The 20,396-nt window shown below is 74.4% G+C and carries 16 protein-coding genes; 10 read left to right on the forward strand and 6 right to left on the reverse strand.

Going from position 1 to position 20,396, the window contains the following annotated elements; translation table 11 throughout:
• The 3 genes from ACYVGT_RS21355 to ACYVGT_RS21365 form a co-directional block, all read left to right on the forward strand.
• Positions 1-546 (forward strand): FHA domain-containing protein (locus ACYVGT_RS21355; protein ID WP_460861299.1); only part of this gene is annotated, 546 nt, incomplete at its 5' end.
• Between the two features lie 2 nt (positions 547-548).
• Positions 549-2,132: a hypothetical protein gene (locus tag ACYVGT_RS21360; protein ID WP_460861301.1), complete on the forward strand. Its 1,584-nt coding sequence runs from the start codon at positions 549-551 to the stop codon at positions 2,130-2,132.
• A 113-nt stretch (positions 2,133-2,245) separates the two neighbouring features.
• Complete coding sequence (locus ACYVGT_RS21365) at positions 2,246-3,076, forward strand: glutamate ABC transporter substrate-binding protein (protein ID WP_460861302.1); 831 nt, start codon at positions 2,246-2,248, stop codon at positions 3,074-3,076.
• A gap of 127 nt (positions 3,077-3,203) precedes the next feature.
• Here the strand turns inward: ACYVGT_RS21365 and ACYVGT_RS21370 are convergent, their stop codons facing one another.
• A complete protein-coding gene (locus ACYVGT_RS21370) occupies positions 3,204-4,364 on the reverse strand; it encodes a S8 family peptidase (RefSeq protein ID WP_460861304.1) in 1,161 nt (386 codons plus the stop codon).
• A 1,255-nt stretch (positions 4,365-5,619) separates the two neighbouring features.
• Complete coding sequence (locus ACYVGT_RS21375; RefSeq protein WP_460861308.1) at positions 5,620-6,000, reverse strand: hypothetical protein; 381 nt, start codon at positions 5,998-6,000, stop codon at positions 5,620-5,622.
• Between the two features lie 998 nt (positions 6,001-6,998).
• Here ACYVGT_RS21375 and ACYVGT_RS21380 point away from each other — a divergent pair.
• On the forward strand, positions 6,999-7,697 hold the full coding sequence (locus ACYVGT_RS21380; protein ID WP_460861311.1) for a GntR family transcriptional regulator: 699 nt from the start codon (positions 6,999-7,001) through the stop codon (positions 7,695-7,697).
• 176 nt (positions 7,698-7,873) lie between these two features.
• Positions 7,874-9,103 (forward strand): MFS transporter, encoded by a 1,230-nt coding sequence (locus tag ACYVGT_RS21385; RefSeq protein ID WP_460861313.1) that lies wholly within the window; start codon positions 7,874-7,876, stop codon positions 9,101-9,103.
• Positions 9,104-9,336: 233 nt separating this feature from the next.
• On the opposite strand, the gene ACYVGT_RS21390 is transcribed toward ACYVGT_RS21385, so the two are convergent.
• The 4 genes from ACYVGT_RS21390 to ACYVGT_RS21405 form a co-directional block, all read right to left on the reverse strand.
• Entirely contained in the window at positions 9,337-9,549 is a 213-nt protein-coding gene (locus ACYVGT_RS21390; protein ID WP_460861315.1) for a DUF6458 family protein, read from the reverse strand.
• A gap of 247 nt (positions 9,550-9,796) precedes the next feature.
• Complete coding sequence (locus ACYVGT_RS21395) at positions 9,797-11,614, reverse strand: acyl-CoA dehydrogenase (protein ID WP_460861317.1); 1,818 nt, start codon at positions 11,612-11,614, stop codon at positions 9,797-9,799.
• A gap of 316 nt (positions 11,615-11,930) precedes the next feature.
• Positions 11,931-12,818: a mechanosensitive ion channel family protein gene (locus tag ACYVGT_RS21400; RefSeq protein ID WP_460861319.1), complete on the reverse strand. Its 888-nt coding sequence runs from the start codon at positions 12,816-12,818 to the stop codon at positions 11,931-11,933.
• A 339-nt stretch (positions 12,819-13,157) separates the two neighbouring features.
• Positions 13,158-14,174 (reverse strand): sigma-70 family RNA polymerase sigma factor, encoded by a 1,017-nt coding sequence (locus ACYVGT_RS21405; protein WP_460861321.1) that lies wholly within the window; start codon positions 14,172-14,174, stop codon positions 13,158-13,160.
• A gap of 608 nt (positions 14,175-14,782) precedes the next feature.
• Here ACYVGT_RS21405 and ACYVGT_RS21410 point away from each other — a divergent pair.
• From ACYVGT_RS21410 to cas6e, 5 genes are all read left to right on the forward strand, one after another.
• On the forward strand, positions 14,783-15,025 hold the full coding sequence (locus tag ACYVGT_RS21410) for a chaplin family protein (RefSeq protein ID WP_460861324.1): 243 nt from the start codon (positions 14,783-14,785) through the stop codon (positions 15,023-15,025).
• Between the two features lie 271 nt (positions 15,026-15,296).
• Positions 15,297-17,057 (forward strand): ABC transporter transmembrane domain-containing protein, encoded by a 1,761-nt coding sequence (locus ACYVGT_RS21415; protein WP_460861327.1) that lies wholly within the window; start codon positions 15,297-15,299, stop codon positions 17,055-17,057.
• Positions 17,054-18,856, forward strand: coding sequence for an ABC transporter ATP-binding protein (locus ACYVGT_RS21420; RefSeq protein ID WP_460861329.1), 1,803 nt, complete (start codon positions 17,054-17,056; stop codon positions 18,854-18,856). The genes ACYVGT_RS21415 and ACYVGT_RS21420 overlap by 4 nt, the downstream gene beginning before the upstream one ends.
• A gap of 33 nt (positions 18,857-18,889) precedes the next feature.
• A complete protein-coding gene (locus ACYVGT_RS21425) occupies positions 18,890-19,357 on the forward strand; it encodes a hypothetical protein (RefSeq protein WP_460861331.1) in 468 nt (155 codons plus the stop codon).
• Between the two features lie 105 nt (positions 19,358-19,462).
• A complete protein-coding gene (cas6e, locus tag ACYVGT_RS21430; protein ID WP_460861333.1) occupies positions 19,463-20,200 on the forward strand; it encodes a type I-E CRISPR-associated protein Cas6/Cse3/CasE in 738 nt (245 codons plus the stop codon).
• Positions 20,201-20,396 lie beyond the last annotated feature (196 nt).

A 20,396-nucleotide genomic window follows, 5' to 3' on the forward strand; every position in this document is an offset into this window, starting at 1 on the left:
CCGCCGCCCGGGCCGGCGCCGGCGGGGCCCGCACCGGCGGCCCCGCCCGGCCAGCAGGGGCCGGCCGCGCCGCAGCGCTCCGCACCGGTCGCGCCGAGCCCGGACAGCGGTGGGACCGGGCTGAGCCGCCCGTCGGTACCGGGGCTGTGGCGGGCCGTCATCACCGCCGACCCGGCGTTCTTCCAGTCGATGGCCGACCGGGGCATGCTCGATCCGAACAGCCTCGACTTCCCCGCTCAGACGCCGCGGCGGCACGTGCCGCTGAACCGGCCCGAGGTGCACATCGGCCGGCGCAGCCGCCGCCGCGGCATCCAGCCCGAGATCGACCTGGGCGGGCCGCCGGAGGACGTCGCGGTCTCGCACCGGCACGCCGTGCTGCTCGCCCGGCCCGGCGGCGCCTGGGCACTCGTCGACCTCGGCGCGACCAACGGCACCTCGATCAACGGGGCGGACGAGCCCATCGACCCGCACCGGGAGTACCCGGTGCACGACGGCGACCGGATCTACCTCGGCGCCTGGACCGTCATCACGCTGCAGAGGGGGTAGCCGTGGCGCAGCAGACACCGCCGCCGGCGCCGACACCGCCGCACGGTCAGTCCGCGCCGGCCGCCGGGGCGGGACCGGAGCCGGCGGATGCGGCCCAGACCCAGGCGTTCGCCCAGGGGCGGCCGGCCGCCCCGGACCGGGCCGGGGAGCAGGCGGGCTCCGAGCGGTTCGGCCGGCTCGCCGCGGGAGCGTCCCGCACCACCCGGGCGGCCGGGCGCGCGGTCGGCTGGATGGGGCGCACCACCCCCGGGCGGATCCGGCTCTCCGCGGCCGCCGCGCTTGCGGCCGCGGCGCTGCTGTTCGCGGTCGCCTCGGGCGCCTTCGGCCAGGCCCGGGAGGGGATCAGCGTGATCGGGCACGGCGCCGGGAAGAAGGTCGCGGCATCGGCCTCGCTCTACCTGGCCCTGAGCGACATGGACGCCCACTCCGCCGACCTGCTGCTGGTCGGCGAGGAAACCGGAGGCGCGGAGGACGACTCCGCCGCCGAGGTCTACGACGAGCGGCGGGTTCAGGCGTCGGCCGCGCTGGTGCAGGCGGCACAGCTCGCAGGGGACAACCAGGCCGAGCAGCGCAACGTCGAAGAGGTCGTCGAAGGCCTGGGCACCTACGAGCGGCTCGTCACCGAGGCGCGGAGCAGCGCGCGCGAGGACGGCGGGGACGACCCGCCGGACGAGGCCGTCGCCACCTACCGCGAAGCCACCGACCTGATGCGGCTGGAGCTGCTGCCCAAGTCCTACAACCTGACCCTGGAGAGCGGCGCCACGGTCCGCGCCACCTACGAGGAGAAGCGCACGGCGGTGCTGGCCGGCGCCGCGGCGACCGGCGCCGCCGGGCTGCTCGCCGTGGGCGCCCTGCTGTGGAACCACCACTGCGTCGCCACCCGGTTCCGCCGCCGCATCAGCCCCCCGGTCGCCGCGGCGGCGGCCATCGCCCTGCTGCTCAGCGCCGGCGCCACCGGGTCGCTGCTGCTGGCGGCGGAGCGCATGCGCACCGCCAAGGAGGACGGGCTCGACTCCATCCTGGGCCTGGCCCGCGCCGAGGCGATCAGCAGCGGCATGCGCGGCGACGAGAGCCGGTTCCTGCTGGACGGCGAACGTGCCGACACCTACGCGCAGGTCTTCCTGGAGAGCGCGCGCTCCGTCGCCTTCGTCGAGGGCGACGACCTCGCCGCCTACACCGACGAGGTGACCTCGGCTGCCCGGGCCGGCAGCGGCGCCGAGCTGCTCGGGCTGCTCGGCAGGGAGGCCGAGCGGGCGGAGAGCACCGGATCCGGCGGCCGTGTCGACGGCGTCGTCGACGCCTACGCCGGCTACCTGCGCGCCGATGCGGAGCTGCGGCGGATCGCCGAGCAGGACGGCGCCGGCGAAGCCGCCGACTCGCAGCTGGAAGAGGTCGATGAGGCCTATGTCGGATACGTGGCGGCCCTGGGCGACCTGCGCGACCAGCACACCGCGGCCTATGACGGCGCGGTGGCCTCCGGCGACCGCGGGCTGGCCTCCTGGCCCTGGCTGCTGCCGGGAGCGGTGGCCCTCCTCGGCGCCCTTGTCGTCGCCGGTGCCTACCCCCGATTGGCGGAGTACCGATGAGCCGTTTCCCGCGGGGCCGCACTGCGCGGCCCGCTCCCCTGCCCCTGTCCGCACCGCAGCCGGGGCCGCGCCCCGGGACCCGCCGGGCGTCCACGACCGGCCGGCGCACGGGTGTGCCGCGGGCGGTCCCGGCCGCGGCCGGAGCGCTCCTGCTGCTCCCGCTCGCGGCGGGCGGCTGCGCTGCGGCGTTCGGCGAGTCCGAGTCGCTGATCGGCGCGGACTCCCTCGTGGTGGGGGTCAAAGCCGACCAGCCGGGCCTCGGGCTGGTGGACAACGAGGGCGAGTTCGAGGGATTCGACGTGGACGTCGCCCGCGCCATCGCCGAGCACCTGGGGGTGGCCGGGGAAGACGTCGAGTTCGTCGGCGTCACGTCGGAAGAGCGCGAGGAGGCCATCCTCAGCGGCGAGGTCGACCTGGTTCTGGCGAGTTATTCGATCACCGAGGAGCGCAAGACCGAGATCGGCTTCGCGGGCCCCTACTACGTGGCGCACCAGGACATCCTGGTGCCCGGTGACGACACGGGCGTGCAGGGCGTCGACGACCTGGACGGGCAGCGGATCTGCCAGGGCGCCGGCTCCAACTCCGCCAACCGGATCGTGGAGGAGCGCGGGGTCGACGCCGAAGCCGTCGAGGGCGACTCCTACAGCGACTGCATCGACCAGCTGTCCGATGGCGACGTGGACGCGGTCTCCACCGACGACCTCATCCTGGCCGGGTACCTGGCTGCCGCCCCCGACGAGTTCCGGCTGGTGAACGAGCCCTTCACCAATGAGAAGTACGGGATCGGGATGGCCAAGGAGGACGTGGCCGGCTGCGAGGAGGTCAACCGGGCCGTCACCCTGATGTACCAGGACGGCACCGCGGAGAAGCTCCTGGACAACTGGTTCGGAGACACCAACCTCGACCTGGTCACGTCGGTGCCCCAGTTCGAGGGCTGCGGCTAGGGCGCGTTTAGGGGCCCAGCCCGCTGGGCGCCGCGGGCGGGAGCCAGCAGGCCAGCGGCACGAACGGGGCCCGCGGAGTGCTCCGCGGGCCCCGTCCTCGACTCAGGCTGCCGGTGGGCGGGGAGACCTACAGGCCGGAGACGTTCAGCAGCAGGTTCGGGGTGCCGGAGGGGGCGCCCTCGATCTTGTCGGCCGAGGCGTTGTCGGTCAGGTAGCTCTGCACCGTCTCCTGGTCCCCGTCGCCGTTGGCCTCCTTGACCAGTGCGCCGGCGCCGGCGACGTGCGGGCTCGCCATGGAGGTGCCGCTCAGGACGTCGGTGCCGCCGCCCGGGACGGTCGACTCGATGTCCACACCGGGGGCGTAGATGTCGACGGACTCGCCGTAGTTGGTGAACTCCGCGGAGCCGTCGGCGTCGTCCGAGGCGGCCACCGTGGTGACGCCCTCGGCGCGGGCCGGCGACACGTTGCCGGCGTCCTGGGCCTCGTTGCCGGCCGCGACGGCGACGAACACGCCGGCGCTGGAAAGGTTGTTGACGGCGTCGTCGATGGCCTGTGAGGCCGGGCCGCCGAGCGACAGGTTGGCGACCGAGCTGGACTCGGCGTTCTCGGCCACCCAGTCGATGCCGGCGATGACGTCGTCGTTGGTGCCGCTGCCGTTGTCGTCCAGGACCTTCACGCCGTACAGGCTGGTCTCGGGGGCCGCGCCGTAGGACTCGCCGCCGATGGTGCCGGCCACGTGCGTGCCGTGGCCGTTGCCGTCATCGCCGTCGCCGCCGGTGGCGTCGAAGGCGGAGGACGCGCGGTCGCCGAAGTCCGGGTGCGAGGCGTCGATGCCGGTGTCGATGATGTAGGAGGACGTGCCCGCACCGGTCGCCGTGGGCGCGTAGGTGTCGTCCAGCGGCAGGTCCTCCTGGTCGATCCGGTCGAGGCCCCACGGGACGGACGCCTCGACGGTGCCGACCTGCTCGACGTAGGCGACGCCGGGCTCGGAGCGGATGTCCTGGACCTCGGAGTTGCTCAGCGAGGCGCTGTAGCCGTCGACGACCTCGGTGTAGGTGTGGTTCACCTGGTCCGCGGCGATGCCGATGTCACTGCTCTTCAGCGATTCCGCCTGGACGCCGTCCTCCAGGACGACGATCCATTCTCCGGCGACGGCTGCTTCGCTCGTGTGGAGCGGGGCCAGCTCATCGGCGCCCGCGGTGGCGGTGCCGAGCAGCGCGGTGGGGACGGCCAGCAGGCTCGCGGTAGCGACGCCGATGGCCGTCCGCTTGGCAGAAACGTGCTTCACGTGCACCCTCCTCGGGGGAAGTGGGGCCGCGTGCCGGTGGGGGTGGCGCGGCCTCCCGTGACGCATCTCGTCACAACGTTGGGGACTGTAGCCACGCGCTTTGCATGAGCAACAGGGTCTTCACAGCGAGTAACCGCGTCGCGGGTCCGGTGCGATGCGTGAGCACTGTGTTCACCCTGCGAAACCGTGCGGCGTCAAGGAGTCCCCGTGGCAGGATCCGGCCAGTCTCGCCGGTAAACCATCGATGAACTGTGGCTTTGCGTAGCCGATCCGGACATGTGCGCCTTCTGCGTCCGGATGACCCCGAGGGGTGTCAAACCTGATCAGACGGGAGTGGGGGCTCTGGTGGGGCGGCAGTGGCCCGGGGGGCTCGCGCGCGGAGTTACGCGACAGTATGCAGTCGCGTCGGGCTGCGCCCTGCCGAGGCGGAAGCGGGCTGGCGCCCGCGGGCCCTGCAGGGCGGCCGGGGCGAATCGGCCGGCCGCGCAGTCCCCGAAAGGGCGCCGAAGGGCTGCTGAAGGGGGTGGGGCGGATCCTGGACCGGCAAGGGCCGCCCCGGCTCCAGCCCTTCGTGGGCCGCCGCCGCACCGGCCGGTGCGGCGGCGGCCGGGCTGCCGCGGGGCGCCGGGCCGGCACGCGCCCGTGAGTCCGGCGCCAGCCGCCGCAGAGGCCGCGGGGCGGCCAGTTGTGCCGCGCGGGCTTCCCGGGCCCGGAGCGGGGCTCTCAGCGCTTCGCGCTGCAAGGGGGCGCGCCGTGTCGGACCCGTGTGGCACGATCCGGCCGATGTTGCGCGGGAGGGGAACCGAATCGCCCTTGGGTGAGTCGGAGTGGACAACCAAACGGAGCACCGCCTCTCGACGGGGGGAGAGGCGGCGCTCCGCGGCCGCAGCGGGCGTTCCGCGCGGCGCGCACAGCAAGGCCGGCGGTGGTCCGGTGGCGGTACGGGGAGAGCCTGCGGAGGGGGTTCCGCAGCGGGAGAGGGGAGCGGGGGCGCAGTGCGTGCGGCGGCGTCGGGGAGTGCGTCCGGCAACGGGCGGGGACGCCGCCGCGCTGCACCGCGATCGCTCGCGGAGGGCAGTCGCGGCCGTGCCGGGCGGCCGCCGGCAGTGCGCGGCCGCGCAGCCGTGTCGCCTACCGGGCCCGCCGGCGGACAGGCCAGTGCGCGGGGCGGCGCAGGGGCGTGCTGCAGTGCGCGCGCTGGCACGCTCGGGGCGGCGACGCGGCGCCGGGTGGGCTGCGGAGGCGGCTGTGCGGGTCAGGCGGCGGTGAGGTCCCCGGAATGGTGGCGGCCGCGCTCTAACGGGCGGCGGCGGGAGCCGAGGGAGGACGGGTGCAGCATGGCCGCTGCGCCCGCCGGGTCGCTGGCGGGGTGCGTGATCGTGTCGCCGAGGTAGTCGCTCCAGATGTACTGGCCGTCCCGGCACCACACGTTCATGCCGCGCATGACCGAGATGACGGCCATCTCACTGGTGCCGGCCCGGTACATCGGGCGCACTGCGGAGGAGACCAGCTCCTCCCAGAGGGCAACAATCGCGCGCTCAGCGCAGAACGCGTGGCGCGGCCGGTGCTTGACCCGGTTGGCCAGGGCCGTTTTCACCCGGTTCGCCCTCGGGTTGTTCAACCGCCAGTGACTCAACGACGTCTCCCGAAATGTCGGTTGCCGCGGTGGGGTGCCGCTCTCTACTGATGCGGCCACGCAGCGCGGCCTGATCCCGGCCGTGCACCGCCCGGGGGCGGTCCATGACCCGCGATCTCCACAAAGCTCAGCGCGGAACGACCTCGTCGTTACCTCGCGGTTATTCTTTGCGCTCCGGATAGTAGCAGCATCGCGCCCCTAGGGGTCGAGGTCTTCAAAAGTGGCGCATGTCACAACCGGCCCGTGTGGGAATGTCCGGGTTCCTACATGTCAGTGCAGGTCGCAGCGGATGAAGCGAACGGGTGGTCGACGGCCTGAATGCCTGATCCGCCCCTGAAGGGTCCCGGTGGCATGTCGGACCTGTCACCCGAATTCGCTGCGTTGCGTGATTGCGGAATCGCCTGCCGTTGCGACGGTTTCGCCGATCGTAGCCGACCGGTTGCGATCTGTGGAGGGGGCGATGGTCCCGGCACGCCGCGTTGGCGCGCGCTTTGCCGCGCGTTGGCCCGGGGGTGGTCGGCGCCCGACGAACCCTTGGGGTCTGTGGCGTGCCCTCCGAAGTGCCGTTTCGGCGCCGTCCGGGCCGCGCCGGCTGGCGCGGGGATGCGCTCGGCCGCCGGGCATTCCCGGCCGGTAGAGCCGGGCGGCCGCTGCGGGCGGGGGCTCGGCCCCGAGCGGGAGGGGCGGAGCGGGGGGTGTCGGCGGAATCGCGGGAAAAAAATCGGCGGACCGGGAACCGGCTGTGGCTCATGGGGATAGAGGTGCGCCCGGAACCCCGGTGCTTCGGCGGTGCCCGGAGTGGTGCAGGTACTGGCTCGGATGCGTGCCGCGAGCGGATGGTTCGGCCTTTCCCCGGCTTTCTGATCCCCGCGCCTCCCTCGCGCGCGCAACGCGCGCGCGAGGGAGAAGGAGAAGCAGGGAGGGGCCGGGCGGGTGCGGCGGTGTGCAGCCGGGCTGCGGTCGGAGTGATCCGCCTCGGATGCCATCATGGATACAAGATGGATACCAGAATCGGACCTACGCAGAGCGGCGCGGACGGCAGCGCGGCCGGCGCTGCGGGAAGCGCAGCGGAGCGCGCCTACCAGCACGCCAAGGACGCGATCCTCACCCGCCGCTATGCCGGCGGCGACCTCCTCAGCGAGAGCGATATCGCCGCGGCCGTCGGAGTCTCCCGCACCCCGGTGCGCGCCGCGCTGCTGCGGTTGGAGTCGGAGGGCCTCGTGCGCCTCTACCCCAAGCGCGGCGCCCTCGTGGTGCCCGTGTCGCAGCGCGAGGTGCGCGACGTGGTGGAGACCCGCCGCCTCGTCGAGGCGCACACGGCCGGGCGTGCTGCGGCGCTGGCCGAATCCGAGCGGGCAGCGCTCGCCGAGCGGCTCGCCGAGCGGCTGGACGCCATGCGCACCGCGCTGGCCGGCGGTCCGGACCGGCCCGCGTTCACCGCCGCCGACCGCGACTTCCACACGCTGGTCATCGCCGCGAGCGGGAACGCGATCCTCACCGACCTCTACGACCGGCTGCGCGACCGCCAGCTGCGGATGATGGAGGAGGGCACGCGCACCCCGGAGCGGATGAGCCGCAGCGCCGACGAGCACGCCGCGATCCTGGACGCCGTGCGCCGGGGGGACCCGGCCGCGGCAGAGGCGGCCGTGCACGGCCACCTGGATACCGCCGCTCAGACGCTGGGGGTGGACGCGTGACCCGCCGGACCCCGCCGCAGCCCTCGTCCGCGGAGCCCGCGGCGTCCGATGCCCCATCGGCAGCCCAGGCGGCTTCCGCCGCGGCCGCCGGCGCGGAGGAGCGCACTGCGGCCGCAGCGGCGCCTTCCGTGCGCCCTGAGTCGTCCGATGATCCGCCGGGAGGCGGTGCGGCTCCGGTGCCTCCCGCGCCCGCTGAGCCGCTCGGTGGAGCGCGCGCCTGGGCCGTGTGGCTCATCGGCGTCAGCGTCTACTTCCTCGCCATGTTCCACCGGAACGGTATGGGCGTCGCCGCGCTCGAGGCGCAGGAGCGCTTCAACGTGGGCCCCGCCGTGCTCTCGCTGCTGCCGATGCTGCAGCTGCTCGTCTACGTCGTGCTGCAGGTGCCTGCCGGGCTGATGGCCGACCGCTGGGGGCCGCGCCGCTCGCTGCTGCTCGGGCTCTGCGCGATGGCCGCCGGCGTGGTGCTCTTCGCGCTCGCCCCGAACACCGGGGCCGCGATCGCCGCGCGCGTGCTCATCGGCATCGGCGACGCCGTCACCTTCCTCAACGTCATCCGGCTCGGCGCACTCTGGTTCCCGCGCCGCCGCTACGCCCTGGTCAGTGCGCTCACCGGCGTGGCCGGCGGCCTGGGGCAGGTGTCGAGCGTGGTCCCGCTCGCCTTCGCGCTGGACACCCTCGGCTGGACCGGGGCCTTCCTCACCGCGGGCGGCACCACGGTGCTCATGGTGCTGCTCGTCCTGCTGGTGGTCCGCGACCGCCCGGCCGGGATGCCCGCGCCCAGCGGCCACCAGCCCGTGTCGGTCGGCGCGAGCCTGAAGGAGGCACTGCGCGCCCGCGGCCCCCAGGTCGGCATGGCGCAGCACGCGGCGCTGATGGCGCCCTACACGATGCTGAGCGTCCTGTGGGGCTACCCCTTCCTGGTGGAGGGGCTGGGGCTGGATGCGGCGGTGGCCGGCACCCTGCTCACCGCACTGGGCGCCGGGGTGCTGTGGATCTCGCCGATGCTCGGCGCAATCGTGGGCCGTGCACCGTCGGTGCGGCGGCCGACGGCGCTGGTCCTCACCCCGCTGCTCGGGCTCAGCTGGCTGGCGATGGTCGCGTGGCCGGGTGGGCCGCCGGTGCCGCTCGTGGTGGGCGTGATCGCGGTGAGCGCGGCCTGCTCGGTGATGGCGCCGGCGCTCTCCTTCGACTTCGCGCGCGACGGCGTGCCGCCGGAGCGGACCGGCGTCGCCTCCGGGCTGGTGAACATGAGCGGGTTCACCACCACGGTGCTGGGCACCGTGCTCGCGGGGGTGATCCTGGAGGCCGGCGGGAGCTACGCGGCGGCGTTCGTGCCGGTGACCGCGACGACGCTGGCGGCCGGGGTGCTGCTCATCCTGCTGCTGCGCCGGTACCCGCACCGATAGCGCCGCCGGTCCCCGCGGGGGCGGGACGCCGGCCCGGCCCCGCCGGCTCGCTGCGGACCGATCCGGACCGGTTCTTCCCGGCCCGGCGCGCCGCGGGAGTCCGGCAGCGCCGACGGCCGCACCGGCCGGCGCGCCGTGCTCAACGGCCGCACCGATCCCGCTCGCCCGCAGCCGCGGGGCGCACGAGGCGGCCGGGCGGGGCCTGCGGCGGGAACTCCGGAACCGCCGCCGGCTCAGAGGACGTCGGGGTCGTTGTGCAGCCCGCTCTGGCGGGTGCGGTCCCGCCGCACCACCATGAGCACGACGGTGATGACGACGACCGCGAGGCCGGCCAGCATGAGGATCATGCCGATCGCGTTGAGGTCGAGGCCGCTCACTTCGGCCGTGATGCCGAAGTTGAGCACCGCCCCGATGATCATCAGGAAGATGCCGAGTCCGATGCCCATGTGAGCCTCCGAAGGTCGGTCGTGGGCGCTGCTCTGGTCCGCTGCTGGCCCCGGTTCGCTCGGCAGTATTCCACGGCCCCCGCGCCGGGCCCGCGCCGTTGGGGACCGGAATCCGGGCGCCCGGTGGGGCCGGAACACTCGCGGGGCGGGGCGGAAGACCGCCCCGCCCCGCGGGTGGTGATCGGATCGCAGGTCGGGCGGCGCGTGCCCGGCGCGGGGCGCGCGCCGCCCGCGGCGGCCGGTCCGGTCAGAAGGCCGCTTCCGGAACCTCCATCAGCGCGGCGTCCTGTGCCTCGGCGATGGCGCGCTCGGCGGCGATCTTCGGCAGCACCTGGGCGGAGAAGAACCGCGCGGCGGCGATCTTGCCGGCGTAGAAGTCGGCGTCGGCGGCGTCCGCGCCGCTGATCCGCTCCAGCGCCACCTCGGCCTGGCGCAGCAGCAGCCAGCCGAGCACGACGTCGCCGAAGGCCATCAGCAGGCGGGTCGAGTTGAGGCCGACCTTGTAGACCTCCTCGGGCTTCTCCGCGGCGGCCATGGTGTCGCCGATCATCTTCTCGACGATCTTCTCCACGTGGCCCACGGCCTCGCCGAGTGCGGCCCGCTCCTCCTTGAGCTGGCCGTTGCCGGCCTCGGAGGCGGCGAACTCCTTGATCTGCGCGGCGAGCGCGCCGACGGCGGCGCCGCCGTTCTTCACGATCTTGCGGAAGAAGAAGTCCTGCGCCTGGATCGCGGTGGTGCCCTCGTAGAGGGTGTCGATCTTGGCGTCCCGGATGTACTGCTCGATCGGGTACTCCTGCAGGAAGCCGGAGCCGCCCAGGGTCTGCAGGGATTCCGCCAGCAGCGCGTAGGAGCGCTCCGAGCCGACGCCCTTCACGATCGGCAGCAGCAGGTCGTTCAGCGCCGAGAGCTCGGCGGTGTCCTCGCCGGCCGCCTCGGCCTGCTGGATGGCGTCCTGCTGGGTGGCGGTGAACAGCACCAGGGCGCGCATCGCCTCCACGTAGGACTTCTGCGTCATCAGGCTGCGGCGCACGTCCGGGTGGTGGGTGATGGTGACCTTGGGCGAGTTCTTCCCGCCGGCCAGGTCGTTGCCCTGCACGCGCTCCTTGGCGTACTCCAGCGCGTTCAGGTAGCCGGTCGACAGGGTCGCGATGGCCTTGGTCCCGACCATCATCCGGGCGTACTCGATGACGAGGAACATCTGCCGGATGCCGTCGTGCTTGTCGCCGACGAGGTACCCGATCGCGGGGTGCTTCTCGCCGAACGTCAGCTCGCACGTGGTGGAGGCCTTGAGGCCCATCTTGTGCTCGACGTTGGTCACGTAGGCGCCGTTGCGCTCGCCGAGCGAGCCGTCCTCGTTGACGAGGTACTTCGGCACGAGGTAGAGGGAGAGGCCCTTGGTGCCGGGGCCGGCGCCCTCGGGGCGGGCCAGCGCCAGGTGGAAGATGTTCTCCGACATGTCGTGCTCGGCGGAGGTGATGAAGCGCTTCACGCCCTCCAGGTGCCAGGTGCCGTCGCCCTGGTCGACCGCCTTGGTGCGGCCGGCGCCGACATCGGAGCCCGCGTCGGGCTCGGTGAGCACCATGGTGGCGCCCCAGCCGCGCTCGATCGCCTGGCGGGCGAACTCCTTCTGCTTCTCGTTGCCCTCGGCGAACAGGATGCTGGCGAAGCCCGGGCCGGCGGAGTACATGTGCACCGCGGGGTTGGCGCCGAGGATGAGCTCGGCCGCGGCCCAGACCAGGGAGCGCGGCGCGCCGAGGCCACCGAGCTCGGGCGGCAGGTCGAGGTTGTACCAGCCGGCGTCCATGTAGGCCTTGTAGGACTTCTTCAGGCTCTCCGGCATGGAGACCGTGCCGGTCGCGGGGTCGAACACCGGCGGATTGCGGTCGGCGTCCTCGAAGGACTCGGCCACGACCCCGGTCGCGAGGCGGTTGACCTCGTCCAGGATGGTGCGGGCCGTGTCCTCGTCGAGCTCCGCGAACGGGCCGGTGCCCAGCACGTCCTGGCGCTTGAAGACCTCAAAGAGGTTGAACTCGAGGTCACGGAGGTTGCTCTTGTAGTGCGTCATGCGCGCGCTCCGCTGTCTGTCGTGGCCGCCGTGCGTAATCCCGGCGATCGACTACTGGTGGGTAACAAGTCCATGTTACTACTCGGTAGTGCCACTGTGTCGAGATCCGCCGGGCGACAGATCCGTTCCGCCGGGCGGCACCGGCGTCACCCCCGGGTGCCCGGCGGCCCGGGACGGGCCGGCAGCCGCAGCGGCGGTGCAGCGCATCGGCCTGAACACGCGTGCGCCCGCCCGGCGTCGCGGGCGGGCGCGCGGAGGGGCGCGGCCGGACCAGGCCACGGGCGGCCGCGGCGGGACCGGGGCCGCCCGCGCGGGGTCAGGCGGAGGGCGACATCGCGATGCCGTCCTCGTCCAGCGCGCGCTTGATCCGGGTGCGCAGCGCCGTGGCCGCACCGGCCTGCCGGCCGGGCAGGGTCTTCACGGTCACCCGGACCGTCATCACCCCGCCGGAGATGTCGACCACCCCGGACACCGCCGGCGGCTCCATCAGCACCTCGTCGAAACCGCCGGAGGCGGCGAACTCATCGGCGGCGCGCTGCACGGTCGCCTCGGCCCGGTCCGGGTCGACCGAGGCCGCGACCGGCAGGTCCACCACTGCCGCGGCCCAGTCCTGGTTCATGTTGCAGACCCGCAGGATCTCGCCGTTGCGCACGAACCAGAGCCCGCCGTTGGCGTCCCGGACCTTGGTGATGCGCAGGCCGACGTCCTCCACGGTGCCGATCGCCTCGCCCAGGTCGACGGTGTCGCCGACCCCGAACTGGTCCTCCAGCATCAGCGCCATACCGGAGACGAAGTCCTTGACCAGGCCCTGTGCGCCGAAACCGATCGCCAGGCCGAGCACACCCGCGCTGGCCAGCAGCGGCGCGAGGTCGATGCCGATCTCGCCGAGCACCATGAACAGCGCGATGCCGAAGATCACGAAGGACGCGCAGCTGCGGAGCACCGCCCCGATGGTCTCGGCGCGGGCCCGCTGCCGCTCCGCCGCCAGCGATCCGGCCGGAGCGGCCAGCCGCTTCCCGCCGGCGGTCTGGCGGAGCCGCTCCTGGGAGGCGGTGTAGCGCTTGGTCAGCGCGGTGATGAGGCGGCCCACGACGGCGCGGGCCACGGCGGCCAGCACGAGTACGAGCACGATGTTCACTGCGCCGGAGAGCAGGGCTCCGCTGTTTTCGGCGAACCAGGAGTTCAGCAGGTCGGCCGTCGGCATGGGGTTCCCTCCGGGTGGGCTCTTCGGGATCGGCGGTCAGCGCGCGGCGCGCGCCGGCAGGGGGCAGGCGGCGCAGCGCGCCGCGGCGGGGCCGCAGCCCATGTGCAGCCCGCCCGGCACGATAGCGCCGCCGAGGGGCGGCCCCACCGGGTGGTGCAGCCGCCGCCGCGTGCAACGCCATCAGGGCGCCCCGCTCATCCCGGAGCAGCGGCAGCGTGCGCGGCGCAGCGGACCCCGCCGGCGGGCCGCCCGGGGCGCGCCGTGCCGGCGGGGTCCGGCGGGGCCGTCCTCCAGCGCTGCCGGCGGGCACCGGGAGCGCGGCACCTGCCCAGCCCGGGGTCAGTCCTGCGGCTCCAGCCGCGGAGGCAGGCCGAACAGCGGGAAGACCGCCGGGGTGTCCAGGTAGTAGTGCACGGCCGTGATGGCGCCGTCGGCGATGTCGAGCACCTGCAGCGCCCACGGCTCGTGCCCGCGGCCGTCCTCGGCCGGGTGGTAGTGGCCGAAGGCGGGAGCGCCGTTGGCGGACGTCGGCACCAGCCGCGAGCCGCGGCACTTCTCGCCGGTCCCCAGCATCCAGGCGGCGATGTCGTCGTGGCCGCGCAGCCAGAGGGCGAACGGGGGCATGGTCATCGCGGCGTCGTCGCGCAGCAGGGTGACGAACGCCTCGATGTCGTACCGCTCGAAGGTGTCCACGTAGCGGACCAGCAGGTCCCGGTGCTCCTCGTCCAGACCGGCGGCCGCGCCGGCCGCGCCGGCCGCGGCGGTACCGGCGGGGCCGGCGGTACCGGCCCCCACCTCGGCGCCGTGCTCGGCCAGGGTGCCGCGGGCGCGCTGCAGGGCGCTGTTGACCGAGGCCACCGAGGTGTCCAGCAGCTCCGCCGCCTCCGCCGCCCGCCAGCGGAGCACGTCGCGCAGCAGGAGCACGGCCCGCTGCTTCGGCGGCAGGTGCTGCAGTGCGGCGATGAACGCCAGCCGGATGGTCTCCCGCTCCACCACGGCGTCGGCGGGATCGGCGTCGGGGGCGAGTACGCGGGCGTCCGGAATGGGCTGGACCCAGGTGGTCTCGGGCAGCGGCGCGCCCAGCGGGCCGGCCGCGGTCCCCGCCGGGCCCAGGTCGACCGGGCGCGCCCGCTTCTGCCGCCCCTGCAGCATGTCGAGGCAGACATTGGTGGCGATCCGGTAGAGCCAGGAGCGCAGGGCCGAGCGGCCTTCGAACCGGTCGTGCGCCTTCCACGCCCGCACCAGTGTCTCCTGCACGGCATCGTCGGCTTCGAACGCCGACCCCAGCATCCGGTAGCAGTGCCCGGTGAGCTCGCCGCGATGCCGCTCGAGTGTCTGTTCCAGTCCGTCGGCCAACGCAGCGCCTTCCTCGTGCCGGGGTATGCCGGGTGCCACATCGTACTCAGCCCCTCTGACACGCGGCCGAATTCCGCAGATTCACCGCAAAGGACGGCATCGCCGGCGCTCTGTGCGGTCGAGGGCGTGTGGGGTGGCGCTTGTCGCGAGCGGTGTCGGCGGTGCACCCGCCGCTAGGCCGGCGAATGAGCCAGGGTGGGTTCTCCTCCTCGATTGAGGAGAACGCCGCGAGGGGCGTGCCAGGGCGGTGGGGTGGGGCAGAGGGACCGGCGGCGAAGCCGCCTGAGCTGTGTGCCGTGCGCCGTGCCGGCGCCATCGGGCCGCCGGGCTTCCGCTGCGCCCGGACCGCGCGGCGGAAGCGCGGCGGCGACCGATGCGGGAATGGTCATCCCCGGGATGGGGAAGGGGCAACCCTGGGTGCGGGCTGCGGTCGACCGGGGTCCCGCGAAACATGAGAAACACGCGGCGAATCTAATTTTCCGTGAAATGCCGACATCAATGGGCCCGGTGTGGCTCAATGGGAACCGGCGAACACGAGGAGTGTTCGTGCGAGTACCGATAGTCGATTCATGGGCGCCTGCGTGCGCCCGGAGACGAGGACGATTCCCATGATGAAGAAGATGATCGCCGCTGGTGCCGTCGCCGCCGCTTCCGCCGGTGTGCTCATGTTCGGCGCTCCGGCGGCGTTCGCCTCCGACGGCCCGCACACCTCGGGCAACGGCTCCATCCTGGGCGGTAACCAGCTCGACACCACCGTTCAGGTGCCGGTGAACGCCTGCGGCAACTCGATCGCCATCCTCGGCCTGTCCGGCGCCTCCTGCGACAACTCCGGCGCCGTCGCGATCGACTGACGACAGCGGTAACGGCGGCCCGGAGAGGCCGCCAGCAGTGCAGGGGGCGGCGCCGAACTCAGCGGTCGGCGCCGTCCCCGCCCTACGGCCCCCGCCGCAGCGGGGGCCGTTTCCTTGGTCCGGCTGCTTCTCGGCGGCGGGCTCCGCTCGCCGGAGGTGCCGCGCCAGCGGCGGTCCGTGGGGCGGACGCCGTTCGCAGTAGGGCGGGCGGCCTGCGCAGCGAGGGGTCAGGATAGGCTCACCTGAGTTCGCTGCGTCAGCTGGGGGTGCCGTGTCCGAACCGGGTCCGGGCGCCGGCCGCCTCATGCGCCGGGCGCTCGTGCGCAACCGCGGACGCCTCGCCGTCGGCATCCTCGGCACCTCCGGGCACCAGGCCGCCGAAGCGCTGGTGCCCGTGGCCATCGGCGTCATCATCGACCGGGCCGTCGCCACGGGCGACCCCGGCGCGCTGCTCGCCTCCCTCGCCGGCCTGGCCCTGCTGTTCACCGTGCTCACGATGTCCTGGCGGTTCGGCGCGCGCTCCCTGGTCAAGGCGATCGAGCTGGAGTCGCACCTGCTGCGCATCGAGGCGTCCGCCCGCGCCGTGCACCCCCGGCGGGCCGCCACCGGGCTGCGCTCCGGTGAGGTGCTCACCGTCGCCACCTCCGATGCCGACAAGCTCGCCAGGATGCTGCACTTCGTCCCGGCAGCCCTCGCCTACACGGTGGCCATGGCGGTCGCCGCGGCCGTGCTCATCGGAATCGACCCGTGGCTCGGCGGGGGCGTCCTCGTCGCCGTGCCGCTCATCGTGGCCGCGATCCAGCTCGCCGGCCCCGCGCTGACCCGCCGCTCCACCGCCCAGCAGGCGGCGGTCGCCCGCACCGCCGGTCTCGCCGCCGACCTCGTGCGCGGGCTCCCCGCGCTGCGCGGGGTCGGTGCGGAAGAGGCCGCCGCAGAGCGGTACCGCATCTCCAGCGCCCGCTCCCTGCGCGCCTCGCTGCACGCGGCGCTGCCCGCCGGCGTCTACCACGGCGCGACCTTCGCGGGCGGCGGCCTGCTCCTGGCCGGGGTCGCCGGATTCGCCGGCGTCGCCGCGCTGGAGGGCCGGATCTCCGTCGGCGAGCTGGTGACCGTCGTCGGGCTGGCCCAGTTCCTCACCGAACCGGTCCGCACCCTCGGCCTCTGCGCGATGGGGCTGTCCGTGGCGCGTGCGTCCGCCGGCCGCCTCGTGCGGGTTCTGGACGCACCCTTCTCCCTGCCGGAAACCGCGCAGGCCGGCAGCGCCGGGCCCGAGAGCGCCGCCGCAGCGCCCGGTGCCCCGTCCCCGTCGGACAGCGTCCGGGCGCAGCCGAGCATCCGGCTGGCCGGCGTGCACCACCAGACACTCGCGGGGCTCGACTTGGAGGTCCGCCCCGGCGAACTGGTGGGCGCCGTCTGCCTCGACGCCGCCGATGCGCGTGCGCTGGACGATCTGCTCGCCGGGCGGGTGCACCGGCCCGGGGCCGGCACCCTCGACCGGCCTGCCGACCTGCTCGCCGAACCCCACGACGTCGACCTCTTCGAAGGGACGGTGCGCAGCAACGTGCTCGCGGCCCACCGCGCCTCCGCCGCCCCGGCCGGCTCCGATGCCGCGGGCGCAGGCCCCGACCCGGGGCCCGCGTTGCGGGCCGGCGCCGCCGACGACGTCGTGCGCGGCCTGCCGGACGGGCTCGACGCGCCGCTCACCGACCGCGGCACCACGCTCTCCGGCGGGCAGCGGCAGCGCATCGGGCTCGCCCGCGCGCTGGCCGCCGACCCGCCCGCGCTCGTCCTGAACGACCCGACGACCGCGGTGGACGCCGTCACCGAGGAGGCCGTCGCCGACGGCATCCGCGCGCTGCGGCACGGTGCCGGCGCAGCAGACCGGGCGACGCTCGTCATCACCGCCAGCCCGGCCCTGCTGGCCCGCGCCGACCGGGTCGTCCTGATCGCCGGCGGCTGCGCGGCCGCCGAGGGCACCCACGCTGAGCTGGCCGCCGCCCGGCACGACTACGCCGCGGCGGTGCTGCGGTGACCGCCGACGACTCCGCCGCATCCAGCGCGCCGGCCGCCCACGTCACGCTGCCCGTCGCCTCGGCCGGGCGCACCGCCCGCGTCGCCCTCGGTGCGCTGCGCACCGTCCGCGGTACCGCCGCGGCCGCCGTTGCGCTCAGCATCGCCGCCAACATCTGCATCCTGTCCGCGCCGTGGATCCTCGGCGTACTCGTGGACGAGGTCATGGCCGGCGCGGAGACCCGCCGGATCGTGCTGCTCGCCGCGGCGATCGGCGGGGCGGCGGTGCTCGGCGGCGTGCTCGCCACGGTGGAGGCCGTGCTGGTGGCGCGGGTGGGGGAGACGGCGCTCGCCCGGCTGCGCGAGGCCGTGGTCGACCGGGCCCTCCGGCTGCCCGCGCCGACGCTGTCCCGGCTGAGCAGCGGCGACCTGCTGTCCCGGGTGGCCGACGACGTCTCCGAGGTCGCCGACGTGCTCCGGGAGAAGGCGCCGCAGGTGCTGTCCGCGCTGGTCGCCGTGGTCATCGCCCTGGCCGGAATGGCCGCGCTGGACTGGCGGCTCGGCCTCGCCGGAGCGTGCGCGATGCCGGTCTACATCCTGTCGCTGCGCTGGTACCTGCCGCGCTCCGCTCCGGTCTACGCCGAAGAGCGCCGGCTCATGGGTGACCGCGCGCAGGCCCTGGTCAGCACGTTGCACGGTGCCGAGACCGTGCACGCCTACGCCCTGCACGGCGAGCGCTCGGCGCTGATCGACGGCCGCTCCAACGCCGCCAAGGAGGCCGCCATCCGGGTGTTCCGGCTGTTCAGCCGGTTCATCGGCGGCATGAACGGCGCGGAGTGCGTCGGCCTGGCCGCGGTCATCGCGGTCGGCTTCGTCCTGGTCGGCGCCGAATCGGTGACGATCGGCGCCGCCACTGCGGCCGCGCTGCTCTTCCACCGCCTGTTCGGGCCGTTCGGCACGCTCATGACCACGTTCAACGACATCCAGTCCGCCGGCGCCAGCCTCGCCCGGATGGCCGGGGTGACGCTGCTGCCGGAGGACCCGCCCCCCGCCGAGCCGCGGGTGCCCGCCGACGCCGGCATCGAGCTGCGCGGCGTCGGACACACCTACGGCGACCGCCCCGGCGCGCCCGCGGTGCTCGACGGCATCGACCTGTCAGTGGCCCCCGGCGAGCACGTCGCTCTGGTGGGTGCGAGCGGCGCCGGGAAGACGACGCTCGCCTCCGCCGTCGCCGGGGTGATCGTGCCGGCCAGCGGACGGGTCCTCTTCGGCGGCGTGCCGGCCGGGGAGATCGACCCGGACGTGCTCCGCCGGCATCAGGCACTGATCAGCCAGGAGGCGCACGTCTTCGCGGGCCCGCTGGCCGACGACGTCCGGCTCGGCCGGCCCGGCGCCGGCGACGGCGCGGTCGCCGACGCGCTGGCGGTGGTCGGTGCGCTGGACTGGGTCCAGGCGCTGCCTGAGGGCCTGCACACCGTGGTCGGCGAGGGCGGTGCCCGGCTCACCGCGTTCCAGGCGCAGCAGCTCGCCCTGGCCCGCCTGGTCCTGGCCGACCCCGCCGTGGCCATCCTCGACGAGGCCGGCGCGGAGGCGGGCAGCGCCGGCGCCCGCGGCCTCGAAGAGTCCGCCCGCGCCGCGGTGAAGGGCCGGACCGCGCTCATCGTCGCGCACCGCCTCACCCAGGCCGTCGAGGCCGACCGCATCGTCGTCCTCCACGAGGGCCGCATCGCCGAGCAGGGCACCCACGCTGCCCTCCTCGAACAACGGGGTCGCTACGCCGCGCTGTGGTCCGCCTGGACGGCGCCGCCCGGCGCCCTGTAGCCGTCCGCCCGCGGACCGGTGTTGTATGGCCCGATGGAGCGGCAGAGCACGATCCGCAGTGCGACCCGGATCAAGCAGCCCTGCGGCGCGTTCGCGGATCTGGCGGAGTGGGACGGCAGGGTCGAGGATCCCCGCTACATCGACGGGGTGATCGAGGTGGCGGTGGACGGCCGGGTGCTGATCGGCGACGCCGAATGGGACCTCGTGGACCAGCTCTGGGCCTACATCCTCACGATGCTGGAGGAGTTGCGGACGTCCTGCACCGCGCGGACCCTCTTCCCCGACCAGCCGCTGCCGCTGGAGTTCCGGCGGGTCAAGGGCGGCCTGCTGGTTGCGCAGCTGGATTCGGGGCCGCAGCGGCGTACCGTTCGCGCGGGCGAGGAGCAGTTCGTCCGCGCGCTGCTCGACGCGGCCGAGGAGTTCTTCCTGCGGCTTGAGCCGCTCCTCCCGCAGAACCAGTACGGACGCGAGCTGCGCCGGATCGGCCGGCTGCGGGCCTGACGGGGGAGCCGGAACCGCGGGCGGGATGGGGATCAGGGCGGTGCGGCACGGGCCTTTTCGCCACAATGGAGGACAGGATCCGTCTCCGACCCCCCGAGGTGGCCCGTGTACCTGAGCAGGCTGGCGGTCGACACCGCGTCGCGCGCGTTCCGGCGGGACCGGGCGAACGTGCACGACATGCACCGGACGCTGCTGTCGGTCTTCCCGGAGGTGCTCAGCGGGGCGCCCGCGCGGCAGGAGCACGGCGTGCTGTGGCGGCTGGAGGGCGGCGGCCGCGGCGGTCCCGTGCTCCTCGTGCAGAGCAGGTCCGCGCCGGACTGGGCGCTGCTGCCCGACGGGTACCTCGCCGAAGCTCCGCGGGTCGATCCGCTCGGGCCGCTTCTCGACGCGGCCGGCCCCGGCCGCATCCTGTCCTTCCAGCTGGTGGCTGCGCCCGCGAAAAGCCTCGCCCCTACCGCCGCACCCGCTGCGGCCGTCGCCGGCGGCGCCGCCGCCGGTGCGGGCAGGCCCCTCGGGCGGGGGCGCCGCGTCGCGCTGCGCGAGCCCGCCGACCAGCTCGCCTGGCTGGTCGGCCGCGGACGGCAGCACGGCTATGTCATCCCGGCCGCTCCGGCCGGCGGTCCCGACGCCGGGGTCACCACGCTGCCCGACCTGCGCGGGGCGAAGAACCTCCACGGGGTGGGCGGTGCGCAGCGCCGCAACCCGATCAGCCTGACCGCGGCGCGGTTTGAAGGACGCCTCGTCGTCACCGACGCGGAGCGCTTCGCCGCCTCCCTCTGCGAGGGCATCGGCCGCGGGAAGGCGTACGGCTGCGGCCTGCTGACGGTGGCTGAAGCGGGCTAGGGCGTGTCGGGAGGGGGCGTTTGCCGCGAGCAGTGTCCTGGTGCACCGATCGCACGGCCGGCGAGTGAGTCGGGGCGGGTTTCCCTGTCGAAAGAGGAGAACGCAGCGAGGGGCGTGCCAGGGCTCCGCGCAGCAGGACAGGTGTCCACCCGGCCTGCTCTTGGGGGCAGACGCGGAAACGCCGCCCCGGGCAGCG

The sequence above is a fragment of the Nocardiopsis coralliicola genome (assembly GCF_054779695.1).

Bases quoted from the DNA above. Each gene is read 5' to 3' on its own strand.
- ACYVGT_RS21380 (WP_460861311.1), top strand. From the start codon at position 6,999: ATGGATACCAGAATCGGACCTACGCAGAGCGGCGCGGACGGCAGCGCG.
- ACYVGT_RS21390 (WP_460861315.1), bottom strand. From the start codon at position 9,549: ATGGGCATCGGACTCGGCATCTTCCTGATGATCATCGGGGCGGTGCTC.
- ACYVGT_RS21395 (WP_460861317.1), bottom strand. From the start codon at position 11,614: ATGACGCACTACAAGAGCAACCTCCGTGACCTCGAGTTCAACCTCTTT.
- ACYVGT_RS21400 (WP_460861319.1), bottom strand. From the start codon at position 12,818: ATGCCGACGGCCGACCTGCTGAACTCCTGGTTCGCCGAAAACAGCGGA.
- ACYVGT_RS21410 (WP_460861324.1), top strand. From the start codon at position 14,783: ATGATGAAGAAGATGATCGCCGCTGGTGCCGTCGCCGCCGCTTCCGCC.
- ACYVGT_RS21425 (WP_460861331.1), top strand. From the start codon at position 18,890: ATGGAGCGGCAGAGCACGATCCGCAGTGCGACCCGGATCAAGCAGCCC.